19 protein-coding genes are annotated in these 19924 nt (G+C 72.7%); 5 read left to right on the forward strand and 14 right to left on the reverse strand.

The genetic code is table 11. The features are described 5' to 3' along the window. Window positions 1–13: 13 nt before the first annotated feature. The gene (locus ACL02O_RS03960) at window positions 14–487 is read right to left on the reverse strand and encodes a winged helix-turn-helix transcriptional regulator (RefSeq protein ID WP_412816554.1); all 474 of its coding nucleotides are present in this window, start codon (window positions 485–487) and stop codon (window positions 14–16) included. Window positions 488–543: 56 nt separating this feature from the next. Here ACL02O_RS03960 and ACL02O_RS03965 point away from each other — a divergent pair, with 56 nt between their 5' ends. Beyond that, window positions 544–1056, forward strand: a complete 513-nt coding sequence (locus ACL02O_RS03965; RefSeq protein ID WP_412816555.1) for a PaaI family thioesterase — start codon at window positions 544–546, stop codon at window positions 1054–1056. Between the two features lie 13 nt (window positions 1057–1069). Here ACL02O_RS03965 and ACL02O_RS03970 read toward each other — a convergent pair whose 3' ends face one another. Genes ACL02O_RS03970 through ACL02O_RS03980 form a run of 3 tightly spaced genes read right to left on the reverse strand, consistent with a single transcriptional unit; the run spans window position 1070 to window position 4171 of the window. After that, window positions 1070–2002 (reverse strand): acyl-ACP desaturase, encoded by a 933-nt coding sequence (locus tag ACL02O_RS03970; RefSeq protein ID WP_412816556.1) that lies wholly within the window; start codon window positions 2000–2002, stop codon window positions 1070–1072. Window positions 2003–2053: 51 nt separating this feature from the next. Next, on the reverse strand, window positions 2054–3394 hold the full coding sequence (gene hisS / locus ACL02O_RS03975) for a histidine--tRNA ligase (RefSeq protein WP_412816557.1): 1341 nt from the start codon (window positions 3392–3394) through the stop codon (window positions 2054–2056). Window positions 3395–3451: 57 nt separating this feature from the next. Further along, window positions 3452–4171, reverse strand: coding sequence for an MBL fold metallo-hydrolase (locus tag ACL02O_RS03980; RefSeq protein WP_412816558.1), 720 nt, complete (start codon window positions 4169–4171; stop codon window positions 3452–3454). A gap of 262 nt (window positions 4172–4433) precedes the next feature. Between ACL02O_RS03980 and ACL02O_RS03985 the strand changes: the two genes are divergently transcribed. Next, window positions 4434–5300, forward strand: a complete 867-nt coding sequence (locus ACL02O_RS03985; RefSeq protein WP_412816559.1) for a peptidylprolyl isomerase — start codon at window positions 4434–4436, stop codon at window positions 5298–5300. Window positions 5301–5363: 63 nt separating this feature from the next. Further along, window positions 5364–6203 (forward strand): peptidylprolyl isomerase, encoded by an 840-nt coding sequence (locus ACL02O_RS03990; protein ID WP_412816560.1) that lies wholly within the window; start codon window positions 5364–5366, stop codon window positions 6201–6203. A 77-nt stretch (window positions 6204–6280) separates the two neighbouring features. On the opposite strand, the gene ACL02O_RS03995 is transcribed toward ACL02O_RS03990, so the two are convergent. From ACL02O_RS03995 to ACL02O_RS04035, 9 genes are all read right to left on the reverse strand, one after another. Continuing rightward, window positions 6281–8728 carry a RelA/SpoT family protein gene (locus tag ACL02O_RS03995; protein ID WP_412816681.1) on the reverse strand — a complete coding sequence of 816 codons (2448 nt, stop codon included), beginning with the start codon at window positions 8726–8728 and terminating at the stop codon, window positions 6281–6283. Between the two features lie 315 nt (window positions 8729–9043). Beyond that, on the reverse strand, window positions 9044–9610 hold the full coding sequence (locus ACL02O_RS04000) for an adenine phosphoribosyltransferase (RefSeq protein ID WP_412816561.1): 567 nt from the start codon (window positions 9608–9610) through the stop codon (window positions 9044–9046). A 103-nt stretch (window positions 9611–9713) separates the two neighbouring features. Then, complete coding sequence (gene secF / locus ACL02O_RS04005; RefSeq protein WP_412816562.1) at window positions 9714–10922, reverse strand: protein translocase subunit SecF; 1209 nt, start codon at window positions 10920–10922, stop codon at window positions 9714–9716. Window position 10923: 1 nt separating this feature from the next. Next, on the reverse strand, window positions 10924–12840 hold the full coding sequence (secD, locus tag ACL02O_RS04010; protein ID WP_412816563.1) for a protein translocase subunit SecD: 1917 nt from the start codon (window positions 12838–12840) through the stop codon (window positions 10924–10926). A 221-nt stretch (window positions 12841–13061) separates the two neighbouring features. Continuing rightward, window positions 13062–13406 carry a preprotein translocase subunit YajC gene (gene yajC / locus ACL02O_RS04015; RefSeq protein WP_412816564.1) on the reverse strand — a complete coding sequence of 115 codons (345 nt, stop codon included), beginning with the start codon at window positions 13404–13406 and terminating at the stop codon, window positions 13062–13064. Between the two features lie 139 nt (window positions 13407–13545). After that, entirely contained in the window at window positions 13546–14610 is a 1065-nt protein-coding gene (ruvB, locus tag ACL02O_RS04020; RefSeq protein ID WP_412816565.1) for a Holliday junction branch migration DNA helicase RuvB, read from the reverse strand. Further along, window positions 14607–15209 carry a Holliday junction branch migration protein RuvA gene (ruvA, locus tag ACL02O_RS04025; protein ID WP_412816566.1) on the reverse strand — a complete coding sequence of 201 codons (603 nt, stop codon included), beginning with the start codon at window positions 15207–15209 and terminating at the stop codon, window positions 14607–14609. Before ruvA ends, ruvB begins: the two co-directional genes overlap by 4 nt. After that, window positions 15206–15733 (reverse strand): crossover junction endodeoxyribonuclease RuvC, encoded by a 528-nt coding sequence (ruvC, locus tag ACL02O_RS04030; protein WP_412816567.1) that lies wholly within the window; start codon window positions 15731–15733, stop codon window positions 15206–15208. The genes ruvA and ruvC overlap by 4 nt, the downstream gene beginning before the upstream one ends. Before the next feature lie 105 nt (window positions 15734–15838). Next, the gene (locus tag ACL02O_RS04035) at window positions 15839–16132 is read right to left on the reverse strand and encodes a DUF1905 domain-containing protein (protein WP_412816568.1); all 294 of its coding nucleotides are present in this window, start codon (window positions 16130–16132) and stop codon (window positions 15839–15841) included. 216 nt (window positions 16133–16348) lie between these two features. Between ACL02O_RS04035 and ACL02O_RS04040 the strand changes: the two genes are divergently transcribed. Both ACL02O_RS04040 and ACL02O_RS04045 read left to right on the forward strand, forming a co-directional pair. Further along, on the forward strand, window positions 16349–17131 hold the full coding sequence (locus ACL02O_RS04040) for a 3-hydroxybutyrate dehydrogenase (protein WP_412816569.1): 783 nt from the start codon (window positions 16349–16351) through the stop codon (window positions 17129–17131). Between the two features lie 14 nt (window positions 17132–17145). Continuing rightward, entirely contained in the window at window positions 17146–19065 is a 1920-nt protein-coding gene (locus ACL02O_RS04045; RefSeq protein ID WP_412816570.1) for a helix-turn-helix domain-containing protein, read from the forward strand. Between the two features lie 250 nt (window positions 19066–19315). Here ACL02O_RS04045 and ACL02O_RS04050 read toward each other — a convergent pair whose 3' ends face one another. After that, window positions 19316–19924, reverse strand: coding sequence for a TetR/AcrR family transcriptional regulator (locus ACL02O_RS04050; RefSeq protein ID WP_412816571.1), 609 nt, complete (start codon window positions 19922–19924; stop codon window positions 19316–19318).

Consider the following 19924-nt stretch of genomic DNA (forward strand, 5'->3'; position numbering starts at 1 on the left):
CCCGGGTCCCGCCTCAGGCCCGCCGGCGCGCCCCCGGACCCGGCCGGGGCAGCACGTCGCGCGGGTCGGTCAACTCGTGCCCCCGCGCGCAGCGCAGCGCGACCCGGACCTCGGCCCCGCAGTCGCGGTGGCTGACGGCGAGCGGGGAGCCGTCCGGGTCGGCCAGGTAGCGGTCGCCCCAGCCGAGCACCGCCACCAGCACCGGCCACAGGTCGAGCCCCTTGTCGGTGAGCCGGTACTCGTGGCGCACCCGACTGCCCGGCTCCCGGTAGGGCTCCCGGCGCAGCACCCCCTGCTCGACCAGCATGGCGAGCCGGTTGGTGAGCACCTGCCGGGGGATGCCGGTGCGCACCCGCATGTCGTCGAAGCGGCGTACGCCGTTGAAGACCTCCCGGAGCACGACCAGGGTCCACCGCTCACCGAGGATCTCCATGGCGCGTGCGATGGTGCAGTTCTCCACCGACCAGTCCAGTGCCGCGGGTCTCATGCCGACCAGGCTAGGTCTGATTGACAGACTCAGCAACGCACTGCGAGGCTGAGTCCATGACGCAGACGCAGGATCGCAGTCGCACCTTCTCCTGGTCCGACCCGGTGGCCGGGGCCGCGCACATCGGCCGCCGCAGCGGCCTGGAGCTGCTGCGCGCGATGATCGCCGGGGAGCTGGCCGCGCCGCCGGTGATGCACCTGATCGACATGAGCCGGATGGAGGCGGACGAGGGTCGCGTCGCCGTCGAACTGGTGCCGCAGGAGTTCCACTACAACCCGCTCGGCACGGTGCACGGCGGCATCATCTCCACGCTGCTGGACACCGCCGCCGCCTGCGCGGTGCACACCACGCTGCCGGCCGGCGTCGGCTACACCTCGCTGGACCTGAACGTGAAGTTCCTCCGCCCGGTCACCGTCGCCAGCGGCACCCTGCGCTGCGAGGGCAGTGTGCTCCAGCGTGGCCGCCGCACCGCCCTCGCCGAGGCCCGCCTCACCGACGCGCAGAACCGCCTCGTCGCCCACGCCACATCAACCTGCCTCCTCCTCCCCCTCACCCCCGCCCCCGCCTGAGGGCGGGTGGGGATCAGGCGGAGACGAGGCGGGCGGCGCGGGCGGCGCGCTTCTCCTCGAATCGGGCGGCCTGGGACTCCAGGGCGTCGAGGTGAGCCGCGATCTGGTCTCGGGCGGCTTCGCCGTCGGCGTCCAGCCCGGTCGCCTCGAACAGGTTCCACTGGCGCAGCACCGGGACGACCACCTCGTCGCGGTGCTGGCGCAGGTCGTAGATGCCGGCCAGGGCGATGGCCACCGACTTGCGGGCGAAGCCCTCGATCCCCACGCCCGGCATCCGGAAGTCGGCCAGCACGTCGGCGACCGCGCGCATCGCCTGGCTCGGCGCCAGCTCGAACGCCGCGCCGAGCAGGTTGCGGTAGAAGACCATGTGCAGGTTCTCGTCGGCCGCCACCCGGGCCAGCAGCGCCTCACAGGCCGGGTCGCCGGTCGCCCTGCCGGTGTTGCGGTGCGAGATCCGGGTGGCCAGCTCCTGGAACGAGACGTACGCCAGCGAGTGCAGCACCTCGTCGCCGTGCGTGTTGTGGTAGCCCGCCGACATGTGGACCATCCGGGCCCGTTCCAGGGCCACCGGGTCGACCGCCCGGGTCACCGTCAGGTAGTCGCGGATGGCGGTGCCGTGGCGCCCCTCCTCGGCGGTCCACCGGTGCACCCAGGTCCCCCACGCCCCGTCCCGGCCGAAGAGGGTGGCGATCTCGTGGTGGTACGAGGGCAGGTTGTCCTCGGTGAGCAGGTTGACGATCAGCGCGGTCCGGGCCACGTCGGGCAGCGCGCTGTCCCCCTCCGACCAGGGCTCGCCGCCGAGCGGGCCGGCGAAGGTCCGCCCCTCGCTCCACGGCACGTACTCGTGCGGGAACCACTCCTTCGCCAGCGACAGGTGCCGGTCGAGGTTCTTCTCCACGACGGGTTCGAGTTCGTGGAGCAGGGCGGTCTGGCTGAGCACGGTCACGACGATCTCCCTACGGTGGCGTAAGTTACGCCACCGTAGGTCGAATCGTCGTCAGGCGCCAGTCGGGGCCGGGCCGACCAGCGGCTTCAGGTCCGCCCGGGGCGGCGTCCACTCCCCCGCCGCGGCCGGCACCTGCTCGCCGGAGCGGATGTCCTTCACCTGGTCGCCCTCCGCGCCGGGGAACCAGACGTACGGGATACCGCGCCGCTCGGCGTACCGGATCTGCTTGCCGAACTTCGCCGCGCTCGGCGACACCTCGGTGGGGATGCCCCGCGAGCGCAGCGCCTGGGCCACCGCGTTGCTGGCCGCCCGCTCGTCCTCGTTCGTCACCGCCACCAGCACGCAGGTCGGCACGCTGCGGGACACCGACAGGGTGCCCGCGCCGAAGAGCAGGCCGAGCATCCGGCTCACCCCGATCGAGATGCCCACCCCGGGGTAGGTGGCGCCGCCGGCGCTGACCAGGCTGTCGTAGCGGCCACCCGAGCAGATCGAACCGAACCGCTCGTAGCCGATCATCTGCGTCTCGTAGACCGTGCCGGTGTAGTAGTCCAGCCCCCGGGCGATCCGCAGGTCGGCGACGCAGAGGCCGGGCGCGTGCGCCGCGGCGGTCTCCAGCACCGCGGTCAGCTCGGCGATGCCCTCGTCCAGCAGCGGGTGGCTCACCCCCAGGGCGCGCACCGCGTCGGCGAAGGAGGCGTCCGGCGCGGAGATCTCGGCCAGGGCCAGGCACGCCTTGGCCTGCGCCTCGCTCGCCCCGGCGGTCTGCGCCAACAGCTCGGCCACCTTCGCCGGGCCGATCTTGTCGAGCTTGTCGACCGCGCGCAGCGCCGCCTCCGGGTCGGTCAGCCCGATGCCCCGGTAGAAGCCCTCGCAGACCTTGCGGTTGTTGACCTGGATACGCACCGGGGGGATCGGCAGGGCGCGCAGCGCGTCCCCGACCACCAACGGCAGCTCGGCCTCGTAGTGCGCCGGCAGGGTGTCCCGGTCGACGATGTCGATGTCGGCCTGGAGGAACTCCCGGTAGCGCCCCTCCTGCGGCCGCTCGCCCCGCCACGCCTTCTGGATCTGGTAGCGGCGGAACGGGAACTGCAACTTGCCGGCGTTCTCCAGCACGTACCGGGCGAACGGCACGGTCAGGTCGAAGTGCAGGCCGAGCGCGTCGTCCCCGGTCGCGCCCTCCGGGTCGGCGTGCAGCCGGCGCAGCACGTAGACCTCCTTGGAGGTCTCCCCCTTGCGCAGCAGCTGGTCGAGCGGCTCGACCGAGCGGGTCTCGATCGGGGCGAAGCCGTACAGCTCGAAGGTACCGCGGATCCGGTCGAGGACGAACTGCTCGATCATCCGCTGGGCGGGCGTCCACTCCGGGAAGCCGGAGATGGGCGTGGGCTTGCTCATGGCGTACTCCTTGAGTGCCGCGCGGACCGCGCGGTGCGGGCGTGGGCCGCGGCGGTGCTACAGGCCGCGGGTGGGTGCGGCCGGGCGCGCGCCGCCGGTCCCCGCCACCTCGATGAGGTACGGGTTGGTCGCGCGCTCGCGGCCGATGGTGGTCGCGGAGCCGTGGCCGGGCAGGACGACGGTGTCGTCGGCCAGCGGGAGGACCTTCTCCCGGAGGCTGGACAGCATGCGGGGCATGCTGCCGCCCGGCAGGTCGGTGCGGCCGATCGAGCCGGCGAAGAGCACGTCCCCGGAGAGGCAGATCTGCTCGGCCTCCCAGGGCGAGCCGGCGCCGGGCATCCGGAACAGCACCGACCCGCCGGTATGGCCGGGGGCGTGGTCGACGGTGATCTCCAACCCGGCCAGCGAGAGGGTCGCGCCATCGGTCAGCTCGGCCACGTCGTCCGGTTCGGCGTACGGCAGCCGACCACCGAAGAGCTGGGTGAGATCCATCGAGAGCGCCTTGGCCGGGTCGGCCAGCAGCTCGCGGTCGTCCGGGTGGACGTAGGCGGGGATGCCACGGGCAGCGCAGACCGGGGCCACGGAGAAGGTGTGGTCGAGGTGGCCGTGGGTGAGCAGCACGGCGACCGGGTGCAGGCGGTGCTCGGCGAGCACGGCGTCGAGCCGGTCGAGGACCCCGATTCCGGGGTCGACCACCACGCACTGCTCCCCCGGCGCGGTCGCCACCACATAGCAGTTGGTGCCGAAGGCGTCCGCGGGAAAGCCGGCCACGAGCACGTCCGCTCCCCTTCCGTTCGAGTCGTCGTCCCGCTCAGCAGCCTAGTCGCACCGGCCACGGCTTTCCGCCGACCCACTCGTCCCGGCAGTCCCGCCGACCACAGTGACAACGTCCGATAGATCGAGGCCGGACCTCGTACACCACATTCCCAGCCGGTGGCCGTACACTCTGGCGGGCGTGTGGCGTGGCGCACCTGCGCACCCGACGGGCGAACCACGCCCGGACGCCGGCGAGGACCAGGGCAGAGGAAGGGGAGCACGGGTGGCTTCCAGCAGGGACCGACAGCGCAAACTGGCGCGCGCCAAGCTCGACCGGCAGCTCGCCCGGCGGGCGGCGGCCGCCAAGCGCCGCCGGCAGATCCAGGCCGGTGTCGGCGCCGCCGTGGTGCTCGCGCTGATCGTCGTCGGTTCGGCCTGGGCGCTCGGCGCGTTCGACTCGACACCGGAGAAGAAGGCCGCCGAGGACGTCTGCCTCTGGACCCCGCAGGACGCCGGCGCCAACACCAACCTGCGCGACGTCGGCACCCCGGACACCACCGGCCTGCCGACCTCGGGCACCCGGCCGATGACGGTCACCACCAACCAGGGCGCCCCGATCACCGCCGAACTGGACCTCGCCTCGGCACCATGCGCGGCGGCCAGCATCTCGTACCTGGCCGGCAAGTCGTTCTACGACAACACCAAGTGCCACGAGATCACCACCGAGGGCGCGCTGCGCTGCGGCGATCCGAGCGGCACCGGCATCGGCGGCCCGGCGTACTCGTTCTACGACGAGAACGTCCCCACGGCGGCGCCGAGCCCGTCCAGTTCGCCGGCCCCCGGAGCGGCCCCGGCGTACCCGAAGGGCACGGTCGCCATGATCGCGAACCCGCCGGGCGCCAACGGCAGCCAGTTCCTGATCTTCTTCAAGGACTTCAACCCGGCCCAGCCGAAGTACCCGGTCATCGGCAACGTCACCGGCGGGCTGGACGTGCTGGAGAAGATCGGTGCCCTGCCGACCGTGGACAATGGGAGTGGGGCCAAGGTCAAGCCGAAGACGGACGTGGTGATCCAGAGCCTCACCGTCGGCGAGGTGGACGCCGCCCCGTCGGCCACCGGCCCGCCGGCGGCCAGCCCGAGCGCCGGCTGACCCGGCCCGCACCCCTGAGCAGCAGCGGCGACGCCGCACCCGAGAACACCCGGAGGAGTGACCGTGACGTCCACGAGAGAGCGGCAGCGCGCGGCGGCGCGGGCCCGACTCGAGCGGGAGATGGCCGAGCGCGCCGCCAAGGCCCGCAAGCGCCGGCAGACGCAGGCCATCGTCGGGGCCGTCGCCGCGTTGGTGCTCGTGGTGGCCGGGACGGTGTGGCTGGTCACGTCGCTCGGCGGTGACGACAAGAAGGAGAACACCGCCAGCACCGACGGCTACGCGCAGTGCGCCTACACGCAGGTCCCGACGGAGGCCCGCTCCAAGCAGGTCAAGGACGTCGGCGTGCCCCCGAACCAGCAGGAGGACACGGGCACCCAGACCATGACGATCGACACCAACCTGGGGCCGATCACCGCGAAGATCAAGCGCGACGACGTGCCCTGCACCGCGGGTAGCTTCACCTACCTGGCCAGCAAGGGCTTCTTCGACAACACCAAGTGCCACCGGCTGGTCACCGAGGGCATCAAGGTGCTCCAGTGCGGTGACCCGAGCGCGACGGGCAAGGGCTGGCGGGACACCGACGGCACCGGCGGCCCGGGCTACGGCTTCGCCGAGGAGAACCTGCCCACCGACAAGCGGCCCCCCTACCCGGAGGGTGTCATCGCGATGGCCAACTCCGGTCAGCCGGGCAGCACCGGCAGCCAGTTCTTCATCGTCTACGGCGACTCCCAGCTCGACCCGAACTACACCGTGCTGGGCACCATCACCGAGGGCATGGACGTGGTGAAGCAGGTCGCGGCGGCGGGGGACGACGGCGCCTTCGCCCAGCAGGCCGGTGGCGGTCACCCGAAGAAGGAGATCGTCATCAACAAGTTGACGATGAGTGAGATCCAGGGCGGCTGACCCGCCCGCACCACGCGGAAGCGCCCGCCGGCTGGGAGCCGGCGGGCGCTTTCTCGTTCGGGTGTTCGGAGAAGGTGTCAGGCGCCCGAGGTGACCCGGTACGCGTCGAAGACCCCGTCGACCTTGCGGACCGCGGCAAGCAGGTGCCCCAGGTGCTTCGGGTCGGCCATCTCGAAGCTGAACCGGCTCACCGCCACCCGGTCGCGGGTGGTGGTGACGGTCGCGGAGAGGATGTTCACCCGCTCGTCGGAGAGCACCCGGGTGACGTCGGTAAGCAGCTTGTGCCGGTCCAGCGCCTCAACCTGGATCGCCACCAGGAACGTCGAGGCGGAGGTGAGCTTCCAACTGACCTCGACCACCCGCTCGGCCTGCGCCCGCAGGTCCTCCGCGTTGGCGCAGTCGTCCCGGTGCACGCTGACCCCGCCGGAACGGGTGACGAAGCCGAACACCGCGTCCGGCGGGACCGGGGTGCAGCAGCGGGCCAGCTTGATCCAGACGTCGCTGACGCCGCGGACCACCACCCCGGGGTCGGCGCTGCTCTGCCGGCTGCGCGGTGGCCGGGTGGCGACGGCGGTCTCGGCGATGTCCTCCGCCGCGCCCTCCTCGCCGCCGTAGCTGGCCATCAGCTTCTGCACCACCGACTGGGCGGAGACCTGGCTGTCGCCGACCGCCGCGTAGAGCGAGGCCACGTCGGCCAGGTGCAGGTCCCGGGCGATCGCCATCAGCGCGTCCGAGGTGAGCATCCGTTGCAACGGCATGCCCTGCTTGCGCATCGCCTTGACGATCGAGTCCTTGCCGGCCTCGATCGCCTCCTCGCGCCGTTCCTTGTTGAAGTACTGGCGGATCTTGGTGCGGGCGCGCGGGCTCTTGACGAAGCCGAGCCAGTCCTGCGTCGGGCCGGCCGTGTCGGACTTCGAGGTGAAGATCTCGATCACGTCGCCGTTGGACAGCGTCGATTCCAGCGGCACCAGCTTGCCGTTGACCCGCGCCCCGATGCACTTGTGCCCGACCTCGGTGTGCACCGCGTACGCGAAGTCCACCGGCGTCGACCCGGTCGGCAGCGGGATGACGTCACCCTTCGGGGTGAAGACGTACACCTCCTGGCTGGACAGGTCGAACCGGAGCGCGTCGAGGAACTCGCTCGGGTCGGCCGCCTCGCGCTGCCAGTCCAGCAGCTGGCGCAGCCAGGTCATCTCGTCGATGTGCGCCGGCGGGCCGACCACCAGGGTGCCCTTGTGCTCCTTGTACTTCCAGTGCGCGGCGATGCCGAACTCGGCGGTGCGGTGCATCGCGTAGGTGCGGATCTGCATCTCCACCGGCTTGCCGGTGGGCCCGATGACCGTCGTGTGCAACGACTGGTACATGTTGAACTTGGGCATCGCGATGTAGTCCTTGAACCGGCCCGGCACCGGCTGCCAGTTGGCGTGGATGACGCCCAGCGCCGCGTAGCAGTCCCGCACCGTGTCGACCAGGATCCGCACCCCGACCAGGTCGTAGATGTCGTTGAAGTCGCGGCCGCGCACGATCATCTTCTGGTAGATCGAGTAGAGGTGCTTCGGCCGGCCGGTGGTCTCCGCCTTGATCTTGGCGGCCTTGAGGTCGGTCGACACCTTCTGGGTGACCTGGCGCAGCAGCGCCTCCCGCTGCGGCTGGTGCTCCCCGATCAGGCGGTTGATCTCCTCGTACCGCTTCGGGAACAGGGTGCCGAAGGCGAGGTCCTCCAGCTCCCACTTGATGGTGTTCATACCGAGGCGGTGGGCGAGGGGGGCCAGGATCTCCAGCGTCTCCTTGGCCTTCTGCTCCTGCTTCGGACGGGGCAGGAAGGTCAGGGTGCGCATGTTGTGCAGCCGGTCGGCCAGCTTGATCACCAGAACCCGGGGGTCCTTGGCCATGGCCACGACCATCTTGCGGATCGTCTCCGCCTTGGCCGCGTCGCCGAGCTTGACCTTGTCGAGCTTGGTGACGCCGTCGACCAGCAGGGCCACCTCGCCGCCGAAGTCGGCGCGCATCTGGTCGAGGGTGTACTCGGTGTCCTCGATCGTGTCGTGCAACAGCGCCGCGACCAGGGTGGTGGTGTCCATCCCGAGGTTGGCCAGGATGGTCGCCACCGCGAGGGGGTGGGTGATGTACGGGTCACCGGACTTGCGGTACTGACCCGAGTGCCAGCGCGCGGCGGTGTCGAACGCCCGCTGCAACAGCCGGGCGTCGGCCTTGGGGTGGTTCTCCCGGTGGGTGGCGATGAGCGGCTCGAGCACCTCGCTCACCTGCGAGGTCTGCCACGGGGCGTTGAACCGGGCCAGCCGGGCCCGCACCCGCCGGCCGGTCGGCGCGTTCGAGAGGGCGAACCCACCACCGGGCGACGGCTCGCCCGCGGCGTCCGACCGGATCGGCACCACGACCGCCGCGCCGTCCGCCTTCGCGTCGGGCCCGCCGCCGGAGGCACCGGTCACCCGCGCCGGCGGGTTGCCGTTCCGCTCGGTCACCGAGCCGTCCGCGTCACCTGTCGGGTGCACCGTGCCCTCCACCGGAGGGACGACATCGTGGGACACCGGCCTCCTCACCGCTCGCCGGGGATGCGCCGGCCGTGCGGCCGACGTCCTGTACAACCGGCCGAGGGGCCGGCGTTGTTCCACGTCGACCACCCCGGGCCGACGTGGTCCGCTCCCGGCCACCGGGGACCTCGCGGTCCCGGCGGCCGCGCGCCGGGCCGGCCGTGCGGCCGGCCGTCGCGCCCCGGACGGTCACCCGCCCGGTCAGCAAAGGGCAATGCTACCCGCACGCACGGTACGTCGCCGCTCCGCCGGACGGACCGCGCCGGGTCGGTCCGACGGACCGCGGGGTCAAACGGTCAGCAGGGCATGGACCGGACGCGGGGCGAGCCGCTCCCGGCCCTTGAGGAAGCCCAGCTCGAGCAGGACGGTGAAGCCGGCCACGGTACCGCCGGCCCGCTCGACCAGGTCGAGGGTGGCCTCGGCGGTGCCGCCGGTGGCCAGCACGTCGTCCACCACCAGGACCCGGCGGCCGGCGGTGAAGGCGTCCTGGTGCACCTCCAGGGTCGCCTCGCCGTACTCCAGGGCGTAGGAGGCCGAGTGGGTGGCCCGGGGCAGCTTGCCCGCCTTGCGCACCGGGACCACGCCGACGCCGGTGGCGTACGCGACGGCCGCGGCCAGCACGAAACCCCGCGCCTCGATGCCGGCCACCGCGTCGAACGAGTCACGCCCGTGGTACGCGATGATCCCGTCGATCACCTCGCGGAAGACGTCGCCGTCGGCGAAGAGCGGCATCAGATCCTTGAACATGACCCCGGGCTTGGGAAAGTCCGGCACGTCCAGCACCCGGCTGGCGACCAACTGGGCGACCTGCGGGCCGCTGTCTCCCCGTACCCCGGTGGTGTGGGTCTCCGTCACGGTACGTCCATGTCCCTTCGAACGACGACGGCGTCCGTCATGCCGCTCGCACAGCATGGCGGACGCCGTCCGGTCGATTCCTACCGGGTCTGTCCCGACCCGGTCAGCGGCGCTTCGCGCCGCCCGGCCGGTTCCCCCCGCCACCGCCGGGGCGGCCGCCCCGGGCGCCGGTGGGGCGCTTGCCGGCCGGCCGCGCGCCCACCTTCGGCGCGGCGCCGGCGAGGGCCGCCGCCTCCGGGTCGACCGGCTCGTCGGCGGCCCGGGCGGCCTGCGCCGACTTCGCCGACTTCGCCGCGCCCTTCGGGGCGATCTCGCCCCGGGCGATGGCGCCGCGCCGGGCCAGCACCCGCTTGTTGTGCGCGCTGATCCGCGGGTCCTGGTTCTTCAGCAGCACCAGCAGCGGGGTGGCCAGCAGGATCGAGGTCAGGAACGCGACGGCCATACCGACGAAGAGCACCAGACCGAGGTCCTTGAGCGTACCGGCGCCGAGCAGGCCCGCCCCGATGAACAGCAGACCGCCGACCGGCAGCAGGGCCACCACCGAGGTGTTCAGCGACCGCATGAGGCTCTGGTTGAGCGCCAGGTTGGCCGCCTCGCCGTAGGTCATGTTGTTGTTCGCGGTGATGCCCCGGGTGTTCTCCTGGACCTTGTCGAAGACCACCACCACGTCGTAGAGCGCGAAGCCCAGGATGGTGAGGAAGCCGATGATCGTCGACGGGGTCACCTCGAAGCCGACCAGCGAGTAGATGCCGGCGGTGAGGACCAGGTTGGTGAGCAGCGAGGCGATCGAGGCGACCGCCATCCGCCACTCGAAGCGCAGGACCAGGTAGATCGCCACCACCGCGATGAAGATCAGCAGACCGAGCAGCGCGCGCGAGGTGACCTGGCTGCCCCATGCCTCGGAGACCTGGCTGCCGCTGATCTGGTTCGGCTGGATGCCGAACTCCTGGGCCATCTTGGTCTTGACCGCGTTGGCCTGGTCCGCGCTGAGCTGCGAGGTGCGCAGCTCGTAGTACTGGCCGCTGGTGCTGCCGACCTTCTGCGCGGTGACCACCTCGGCGCCGCCGCCGTCGGACTTCAGCGCCGCGTTGACCTTCTCCTCGGCCTGGGCCATCGTGCCGACACTTGCCGGCACCTGGAAGGAGTTGCCGCCCGCGAACTCGATGCCGAGGCTGAAGCCCCGGAACGCGAAGCTGAACACGGCGATCAGCACCAGCACGCCGGCGACGGTGAACCACAGCTTGCGCCGGCCGACGATGTTGACATCGGCCTCGCCCCGGTAGAGCCGGGCGGCCAGACCAGACTTAGCCATCTCAGGCCTCCTTGACGCGCGGGTTGCGGGCGGCGCCCTGCTCGGCCGACCGGGCCGGCAGGGCCCGGCCGAGACCGCTGACCCGCGGGGACAGGAACGCCCGGGTCCGGGCGAACATCGTCATGATCGGGTGACGGAAGAGGAAGACGACGACCAGGTCGAGGACGGTCGCCAGGCCGAGCGCGAAGGCGAAGCCCTTCACCGCGCCGACCGAGACGATGTAGAGCACCACGGCCGACATCAGGGTGATGGCGTTCGCCGAGATGATCGTCCGGCGGGCCCGGACCCACGCTCGCGGCACCGCGCTGCGCGGGCTGCGTCCCTCGCGGATCTCGTCCTTGAGCCGCTCGAAGTAGATGACGAACGAGTCCGCCGCCACACCGAGTGAGACGATCATGCCGGCGATGCCGGCGAGGGTGAGGGTGAAGCCGATCGACCGGCCCAGCACCACCAGCGCGCCGAAGACCAGCAGGCCGGACAGCACCAGGCTGAGGAAGATGACCGAGCCGAGCAGCCGGTAGTAGAAGAACGAGTAGATGATGACCAGCAGCATGCCGATGCCGGCCGCGAGCAGGCCCGCCTGGAGGTGGCTGGAACCCAGGGTCGCGGTGACGTTCTGCTGCTCCTGCGGAACGAAGGTCACCGGCAGCGCGCCGTAGCGCAGCTGGCTGGCCAGCGCGTTCGCGCTCTTGCTGTTGAAGCTGCCGGTGATCTGGGAGTCACCGGTCAGCACGCCCTGGATCTCCGGGGAGGAGACGATCTCGTTGTCCAGGACCACCGCGACGCGGCACTTGCCGTCCTGGCCGAGCGCGGTCTGGTCGCAGGCCTGACCCTCGTTGTTGTAGGCCTCGCGGGTCAGCGCGGTCCACCTCTCCTGACCCTTGCCGGTGAACTTCAGGCTGACCACCCAGGAGCTGGTCTGGTCGAGCACGGCGTTGGCGTCCTTGACATCGGTGCCGAGCACCTTCGCCACGTCGAGCAGGTACTTGGCGCCGGCCTCGCAGGCCACCGCCTTCTGCTTCTCGTCCTTGATCGACGCCGCAGGCCGCTTGTCGAGCTGAGCGCAGCTGATCGTCGGCACGTTGAACTGCATGTCGACCGGCAGCACCGCGATCTCCTCCGGGGAGAGCGCGGCGAACGGCTTGAGCTTCTCGGCCAGCGACGGGTCGGCCGTGAGGTCGGCCGGGGCCGTCAGGCCGGAGGCGGCGGCCCAGGCGGCCGGACCGACCTTCTGCTCGACGACCTTGCGCTGCTGCTCGACGCTCTGCGGCACCGGCTCCACGCTGGCGCTCGGGCTCGGCGCGGCGCTGGCCGAGGCCGACGGGGTGGGCGCGGCGCTGGCGCTCGGCGCCGGGGCCATCCCGCCCTGACCGCCCGCGCTCGGCGACGCGGTGGCCTTGGCGCCACCGCTGGCCTTCGGCGAGGCGCTGCCGGACGGCTTCGGCGTCGCGCTGCCGGACGGGGCCGGGGTGGCGCTCGCGCTCGGGCTCGGCGCCGGGGCGGCGACCGCGCCGCTGCCGTCGGTGGCCTTGAGGACCTTGCGGAAGCGCAGCTCGGCGGCGCTGCCGACGTTGGTCAGGTCCCGGTTCTCACCGGGCAGGGAGATGACGATGTTCCGGTTGCCCTCGGTGACCACCTCGGCCTCGGCCACGCCGTACGCGTTGACCCGGCTCTCGATGATCTGGCGCGCCTCCTCGAGGTTGGCGGCGGTCGGGGGCTTGCCGTCCAGGCTGTTGGTGGCCTCGAGCGTCAGCCGGGTGCCGCCGATCAGGTCCAGGCCGAGCCGGGGCTCCAACCGATCCTTCCAGCCACCGCTGGCGCCGCCGGAGAAGAACACCAAGAGATAGAGGACGACGAAGATGAGCCCGAGCACGGCGAGCTGCCGTCCGGGGCGCATCTGTCCCTGAGGTGGTGCCACGGCTGTCTTGTCTCCCTGTACGGTCGCGCCGCTGGGCAGCGGCGACGAAGTCGGGCCGGGGGTGTCCGCCCGACTGCTCTGGCGGGTCGACGTCACCGGCCGACACGCCTCCCAGCCCGCGACGCGGCGGCGTCGGGCGGAAGGTACGCGTGTCGGCGTCGGACGCCGACCCAACTATCCACTTGTATCGGTGCATCCGCTGCCCCGTACGGGGCCGGCGGTCACTCCTTGACCGACTCGGCTTCCTCGGTGATCGTCTCGGCCTCCGGGCGCTCGGCCCGGGTGACCACGCGGGCGATCGCCGGGCGGGCGAACCGGGTCTGCACGCCCGGGGCCACCTCGAGCAGGACGCTCTCGTCCTCCACGTCGGTGACCGTGCCGTAGAGCCCGCCGATGGTGACCACCTCGTCGCCCGGGGCGAGCGCGGACTGCATCTGCTCGGCCTCCCGGCGCCGCTTCTGCTGGGGGCGGATCATCATGAAGTACATGACGCCGAAGAGCAGAGCGATCATGAGGATCGGCGTCAGACCGCCGGCTCCCCCGCCACTCGCTGCTGCGTAAAGCACGGTTGTCGACCTTCCCATTGGCCTCCGCACGACCCCGTGGGCGCCGGAGCGGAGGCGGATTCTCACGTCCTGTACAGACCGCGGCGAAGTCTAGTCCCTGCTCCTGGGAACACCGAATGCGGCACAGATCACGTTCGGATCACGGCTGATCGGTCGGCACCGAGAACAGATCGGGCGCGGGAGGGGCATCCGAGGCAAATGTACCATTCGGCGGTGTACGCCCCAGGTGGTGCCAGGCGGCCTCGGTGGCGACCCGCCCCCGGGGCGTACGGGCCAGCAGGCCGGCCCGTACCAGGAACGGCTCGCAGACCTCCTCCACCGTGTCCGACTGCTCCCCCACCGCCACCGCGAGGGTGGAGAGCCCGACCGGGCCACCCCGGAACGAGTCCACCAGCGCGGTCAGCACCGCGCGGTCCAGCCGGTCCAGCCCGAGGGCGTCGACGTCGTACACGGTCAGGGCGGCCCGCGCGGTCTCCAGGGTGACCACGCCCTCGGCCCGGACCTCGGCGAAGTCGCGCACCCGGCGCAGCAGCCGGTTGGCGATCCGGGGCGTGCCCCGGGAGCGTCCGGCGATCTCCGCCGCGCCCTCATCGGTGATCGGCACGCCGAGGATCCGCGCCGAGCGGCGCAGCAGCGATTCCAGGTCGGCCGGGGCGTAGAAGTCGAGGTGGGCGACGAAGCCGAACCGGTCCCGCATCGGGCCGGTGAGCAGGCCGGACCGGGTGGTCGCGCCGATCAGGGTGAACGGCTCGACGTCGAGCGGGATGGCGGTGGCCCCCGGCCCCTTGCCGACCACCACGTCGACCCGGAAGTCCTCCATCGCGCTATAGAGCAGTTCCTCGGCCGGCTTGGCGATCCGGTGGATCTCGTCGATGAACAGGACGTCGCCCTCGGTGAGGCTGGTCAGGATCGCGGCCAGGTCGCCGGAACGCTCGATCGCCGGGCCGCTGGTCACCCGGATCCCCGAGCCCAGCTCGGCGGCGACGATGTTGGCCAGGGTGGTCTTACCGAGGCCGGGTGGCCCGGAGAGCAGGATGTGGTCGGGCGGGGAACCGCGCCGCATCGCCCCCTGCAGCAGCAGGTCGAGCTGGTCGCGGACCCGGTGCTGGGCGATGAACTCGTCGAGGCGCTTCGGCCGGACACTGGCCTCCGCGTCCCGCTCCGTGTCGCTGACGTACGCCGAGACGAGGTTGTCGTCGCTCATCGCGTCCGGCCCAGGAGGCGGATGGCCTGCTTGAGCAGGACCGGCACGGGCGGCACCTCGCCGTCGACGGTCTCCGCGACCGCGGCCACCGCCTGCTCGGCCTGGCCGGCCGTCCAGCCCAGCCCGACCAGGGCCTGGCGGACCTGCTCCGGCCAGGCGCCCGCGGTGACCCCGGCGGCGCCGTCCGAGCCGACCGGCACCGGGCCGATCCGGTCGCGCAGTTCGAGGACGAGGCGCTCGGCGCCCTTCTTGCCGATACCGGGCACCCGGGTCAGCGCGGCGGTGTCGGCGTTGGCGATGGCCTTGCGCACCGCGTCCGGGGTGTGCACGGCGAGCACCGCCTGGGCCAGCCGGGGGCCCACCCCGCTGGCGGTCTGGAGCAGCTCGAACAGCTGCTTGGCGTCGTCGTCGGCGAAGCCGTAGAGGGTGAGCGAGTCCTCCCGGACCACCAGGCTGGTGGCCAGCCGGGCCGGCTGGCCGACCCGCAGCTCGGCGAGGGTGCCGGGGGCGCACTGCACCGCCAGGCCGATGCCGCCCACCTCCACCACGGCGTGGTCCGGACCGGTCGCGGTCACCGTGCCGCGAACGCTGGCGATCATCGCGCTCCTCCTCGTCGTGCCCGCTCGGCCGCCAGGGCCAACTTGGACCGGGTGCCGCCGCGCCAGATGTGGCAGATGGCCAGGGCCAGGGCGTCGGCGGCGTCGGCCGGCCGGGGCGGCTCGGGCAGCCGCAGCAGCCGGGTGACCATGGTCGTCATCTGCGCCTTGTCCGCCTGACCGGAACCGGTCACCGCCGCCTTGACCTCGCTCGGGGTGTACGTCTGCACGGGCAGTCCGGCCCGCGCCCCGGCGAGCACGGCGATCCCGCTGGCCTGGGCGGTGCCCATCACGGTGCGGACGTTGTGCTGGGTGAACACCCGCTCCACGGCGACCGCGTCCGGTTGGTGCTCGGCGACCAGGTCGGTGAGCGAACGGTCCAGGTGCAGCAGGCGCAGCGGCAGATCGTCGGCCGGGTCGGTGTAGACGACGTAGTAGGCGATCAGGGTGCACGGCCGGCCCGGCACGCCCTCGACCACGCCGACCCCGCACCGGGTCAGCCCCGGGTCGACGCCCAGCACCCGCACGCCGTCTCCCTCCCCCAGCCGCCAGCAGTACGTGTGTTCGACACCCTACTGGTGCCGCCGGACGGCCACCGGGCGGGACACGCCCACCCGTCGCGGCCGACTCCGTCACCGCCGCGTCGGGTCGACCTCGACCGTGACCGCGACCCGGTCCCCGTCGTCCTTGCCGGCGCGGATCCGGGCCGGCACGGGCAGCAGCCAGCCGGCCCGCCGGTCCCGCCAGACGCTGGTCGACCAGGCGCGGCCGTCGACGGTGGCGGTCACCGGCACCCGGCCGAACGGCCCAGCCGCGTCCGGCGCGTGCGCCGCCGGCACCGGGGCGAACACCCAGCCGCCCGTTCCCGACCAGCGGATCAGCGTCGCCTCGAAGGACGGCGACCCGGTCGGCTCCACGCCCGTCATGTCCACCTCCGGTCCGTCCGGCCGGCCCACGCCGCCCGGTCGCCGGGCCGGCCGCGGGCGGCCGGAGCCACCATGTCACCACCCACCGACAGGACGGCGAGATTGAGCCGCCGCACCCGGGCCGGCCGCAGGCGGTGCGCGCCACACACTGAAGCGGTCGAGTATGTGTCGTCGCCCCATGTGCCGCCGGCCACACAACTCGTAGCTTTGTGCGCCATGACGGCAGAACCCGTGGCGGTCCCCCACGTCGTACGCGTCGACCTCTCCGGTCGTAGCGCCCTGGTGACCGGTGGTGGCAGCGGCATCGGCCGGGCCTGCGCCCTGCGCCTGGCGGCGGCCGGCGCGGCGGTGCTGGTGGTCGACCGGAACGTGGAGGCGGCCAAGGCGGTGGCCGCCGAGGCGGGCGGCCGGTCCGAGGGGATCGACCTCGCCGACCCGGCCGCGGTCGACCGGATCGACACCGACGTGGACATCGTGGTGAACAACGCCGGCCTCCAGCACGTCGCGCCGGTGCAGGAGTTCCCCGTCGAGCGTTTCGAGTACATCCAGCGGGTGATGGTCGAGGCGCCGTTCCTGCTGATCCGCCGGGCGCTGCCGCACATGTACGCCAACAACTGGGGCCGGATCGTCAACATCTCCTCGGTGCACGGGCTGCGCGCCTCGCCGTACAAGGCTGCCTACGTGTCGGCGAAGCACGCCCTCGAGGGGCTGTCGAAGGTGGTCGCACTGGAGGGCGCCGCGCACGGGGTGACGGCCAACTGCATCAACCCGGCGTACGTGCGGACCGCCCTGGTGGAGAGCCAGATCGCGGACCAGGCGGCCACCCACGGCATCGGCGAGGACGAGGTCGTCGAGAAGATCATGCTGGCCCGGGCGGCGATCAAGCGGCTGATCGAGCCGGAGGAGGTGGCGGAGCTGGTGGCGTACCTGTGCTCGCCGCCGGCCGCGTTCATCACCGGCGCCTCGATCGCCCTCGACGGGGGCTGGACGGCCAACTAGTGGCCCCGCGCACAATGTCGGTCATGTCGTCGCCGGTCGAGTTCCTGGAACTGTTGGCCCGGGAGGCCGCCGCGGTCGAGTTCGAGGGACCGCTGGTGGCGGCCCGGGCCGCCGGTCTGCCCGCCGAGCGGCTCGCCGAGCTGGAGCAGGCCAAGGTGGTGGCGCTGCGGGTCCGCGCGCTGCTGGAGCGGCGGCGCCGGCGGGAGACCGAGCTGTCCGGCCTGTACGACACGGCCAGCGATCTGGCCGGGCTGCGCGACCTGGACGACGTGCTGCGGGCGATCGTGCACCGGGCGAGGATCCTGCTCGGCACCGACGTGGCGTACATGACGCTCAACGACGACGAGCGCGGCGACACGTACATGCGGGTCACCGACGGCTCGATCTCGGCCCGGTTCCAGCGGCTGCGGCTGGAGATGGGCGACGGTCTCGGCGGCCTGGTGGCGCAGACGGGCACCCCGTACGTCACCTCCAACTACCAGGAGGACGACCGGTTCCGGCACACCGGGGAGATCGACGGCGGGGTGGGCGAGGAGGGCCTGGTGGCGATCCTCGGCGTGCCGCTGCGGCTCGGCTCCAGCGTGATCGGCGTGCTGTATGCGGCCAACCGCTCGGCCCGGCCGTTCGCCCGGGAGGAGGTGTCGCTGCTGGTCTCCCTGGCCGCGCACGCTGCGGTGGCGATCGACACCGCCCGGCTGCTGGCGGAGACCCGCTCGGCGTTGGAGGAGCTTTCGGCGGCGAACAGCACGATCCGGGCGCACAGCAGCTCGGTGGAGCGGGCCGCCGCCGCCCACGACCGGATGACCGCCCTGGTGGTGCGCGGCGGCGGCATGGAGGACGTGGCGGCGGCGGTCACCGACGTGCTCGGCGGGGCGCTGCTGGCGCTGGACGCCGAGGGGCGGCGGCTGGCCCGGGTGGGCGAGATCGAGGAACCCGACCGGGCGGACATCGTGGAGGCGGTGGCCGCGTCCCGGACCGAGGGACGCAGCGTCCGCCGCGGTCCGCTCTGGTACGCCGCGGTGGTGGCCGGCGCGGAGAACCTGGGCGCGCTGGTGCTGCGCCCGGACGGCGAGCTGGTCGACGCCGACCAGCGGATCCTGGAGCGGGCCGCGCTGGTCACCGCGTTGCTGCTGCTGTTCCGGCGGACCGTGGCCGAGGCGGAGGGGCGGGTCCGGGGCGAGCTGCTGGACGACCTGATCGCCCGGCCGTTGCGGGACGCCGACGCGCTGCGCAGCCGGGCCCGCCGGCTCGGAGTGGACCTGGACGCCCCGCACGTGCTGGTGGCGGTCGGCGACGACGCGATCGCCGCGACCGGCTCGGCCCGGCAGCGGGTGCTCTCCTGGGCCACCACGTACGCCTCGACCCGGGGCGGGCTGGCGGCGGCGCGGGACGGCCGGGTGGTGCTGATGATGCCCGGCGGCGACGCGGGCGGGGCGGCCCGGGCGGTGGCCCGGGACCTGTCCCGGGTGACCGGCCGGCCGGTGACCGCCGGGGCGAGCGGGCCCTCGACGGGCCCGGCGTCGCTGGCCACCACGTTCACCGAGGCGGAGCGCTGCCTGACCGCGCTGGGGGCGCTGGGCCGGGCCGGGCAGGGGGCGAGCACCGCCGAGCTGGGCTTCGTCGGGCTGCTGCTGGGCGCGGTCGGCGACTCGGGCGACCGGGACGTGGCCCGGTTCCTCACCGCGACCGTCGGCCCGGTGGTGGACTACGACGCCCGGCGCGGCACCGCCCTGGTCAAGACCCTGGAGGCGTACTTCGGGGTGGGGGGCAGCCTGGCCCGGGCGGCGGAGCTGCTGCACGTGCACGTGAACACGGTGACCCAGCGGCTGGAGCGGGTGGGGCAGCTGCTCGGCGCGGACTGGCAGAAGCCGGAGCGGGCCCTGGAGGTCCAGCTCGCCCTCCGCCTGCACCGCCTGCGTACGCCCGCCGGCTGAGCCGTCCGGTAGGACCCGGTCACCCGGGCGGGCTTGCTCACCGACCTCGCGAAGCGGTTGGCCGGGCCCGCCCGGGAGACGGCGCCGGCCCGGTCCCTCGCCGCGGCCCGGACGATCGCGCCGGAGCGGCGGGGCGACGGGTTTCGAGGTCATCGACGAGCCCCGGTCGGCGTGCAGGACCTCGGGCCGGACACGCTTCCCGGCGCCCACCGAGCTCATCCGGCTGCTCGACCCGGGGCCGCGCTGACGGTCAGCGCACCCGGAGGCCGTCCAGCACGCCGTCGACGATCCGCTCCGGCAGGAGCTTGTCGTCCAGTTCGGGCTGCCAGCGCAGCAGCCGCTGCATCAGCATCGGCCCGCTCAGCAGCGCCATTGCCAGGTCGATGTCGAGGTCGGCGCGGAGTTCGCCGGCGCGCATCCCGCGCTGGAGCACCTGCCGCATCAGCTTGCGGCGCGGCTCGACCATGCTCCGGTAGAGCTGTAAGTGGACCGGGCTGCGGTTCACCTCGGGCACCAGACACGGCATGATCTTGGCGGCCCGCGGGTCGACGTTGTGCCCGATCCCGCCGACCAGCAGCACCAGGTCGTCGCGGACGGAGTGGCCGGCCGGTTGTGGCGGGGTCCCCTTGAGGGTGCGCAGCGCGTCGAGCAGCAACGCGTCCTTGCCCGGCCAGCGGCGGTAGATGGTGGCCTTGCCGACGCCGGCGCGGGCGGCGATCGCCTCGATGGAGAGCGCCTCGATGGTGCTCCCCTCGGCCAGCAGGTCGAGGGCGGCCTGCACGATGGCCTCGTCCGCGCGGACGCTCCGCGGTCGACCGGGCGACCGCGGAGCGTCGGCGTGGGTACTCATGTCGGACAT

It is taken from the genome of Micromonospora mangrovicola, from assembly GCF_047200535.1.
Lineage (GTDB): Bacteria > Actinomycetota > Actinomycetes > Mycobacteriales > Micromonosporaceae > Micromonospora.

What these genes read in the sequence shown, in the direction of transcription:
- ACL02O_RS03960 (WP_412816554.1), bottom strand. Translation starts at nt 487, where the DNA reads ATGAGACCCGCGGCACTGGACTGGTCGGTGGAGAACTGCACCATCGCA.
- ACL02O_RS03965 (WP_412816555.1), top strand. Translation starts at nt 544, where the DNA reads ATGACGCAGACGCAGGATCGCAGTCGCACCTTCTCCTGGTCCGACCCG.
- hisS (WP_412816557.1), bottom strand. Translation starts at nt 3,394, where the DNA reads ATGAGCAAGCCCACGCCCATCTCCGGCTTCCCGGAGTGGACGCCCGCC.
- secF (WP_412816562.1), bottom strand. Translation starts at nt 10,922, where the DNA reads ATGGCTAAGTCTGGTCTGGCCGCCCGGCTCTACCGGGGCGAGGCCGAT.
- ruvB (WP_412816565.1), bottom strand. Translation starts at nt 14,610, where the DNA reads ATGAGCGACGACAACCTCGTCTCGGCGTACGTCAGCGACACGGAGCGG.
- ruvA (WP_412816566.1), bottom strand. Translation starts at nt 15,209, where the DNA reads ATGATCGCCAGCGTTCGCGGCACGGTGACCGCGACCGGTCCGGACCAC.
- ACL02O_RS04035 (WP_412816568.1), bottom strand. Translation starts at nt 16,132, where the DNA reads ATGACGGGCGTGGAGCCGACCGGGTCGCCGTCCTTCGAGGCGACGCTG.
- ACL02O_RS04040 (WP_412816569.1), top strand. Translation starts at nt 16,349, where the DNA reads ATGACGGCAGAACCCGTGGCGGTCCCCCACGTCGTACGCGTCGACCTC.
- ACL02O_RS04045 (WP_412816570.1), top strand. Translation starts at nt 17,146, where the DNA reads ATGTCGGTCATGTCGTCGCCGGTCGAGTTCCTGGAACTGTTGGCCCGG.
- ACL02O_RS04050 (WP_412816571.1), bottom strand. Translation starts at nt 19,924, where the DNA reads ATGTCCGACATGAGTACCCACGCCGACGCTCCGCGGTCGCCCGGTCGA.